The 375-nt window shown below is 65.6% G+C and carries 1 protein-coding gene; it reads right to left on the bottom strand.

Going from position 1 to position 375, the window contains the following annotated elements; genetic code table 11:
- Window positions 1–375 (bottom strand): electron transfer flavoprotein subunit alpha/FixB family protein (locus H9X91_RS14090; protein WP_204805886.1); only part of this gene is annotated, 375 nt, incomplete at both ends.

Here is a 375-nt window from a genome sequence, read left to right as displayed (position 1 = left end):
GGGTGACCTTGAACAGGTCGCCGCAGATGCCGTAGTCGGCGATCTCGAAGATGGGAGCGGTGTCGTTCTTGTTCACCGCGATGATGCACTCGGAGTCCTGCATGCCGGCCTTGTGCTGGATGGCGCCGGAGATGCCCAGAGCGATGTACACCTTCGGGTGCACGGTCTTGCCGGTCTGGCCCACCTGGTGGTCAGCGCTCAGCCAGCCGGAGTCGATAACGGCACGGCTGCCGCCCACGACGCCGCCCAGGACGTCCGCCAGCTCTTCCGCCAGCTTGATGCCGCCCTCGACATCCTTGCTGATGCCGCGGCCCACGGACACGATGTAGTCGGCGCCGATCAGGTCCACCAGCTTCTTGGCGGCCTTCACGACCT

This window comes from Oscillibacter valericigenes (assembly GCF_016902445.1).
GTDB lineage: Bacteria > Bacillota > Clostridia > Oscillospirales > Oscillospiraceae > Oscillibacter > Oscillibacter avistercoris.
This window is presented reverse-complemented; position numbering and strand designations above follow the sequence as displayed.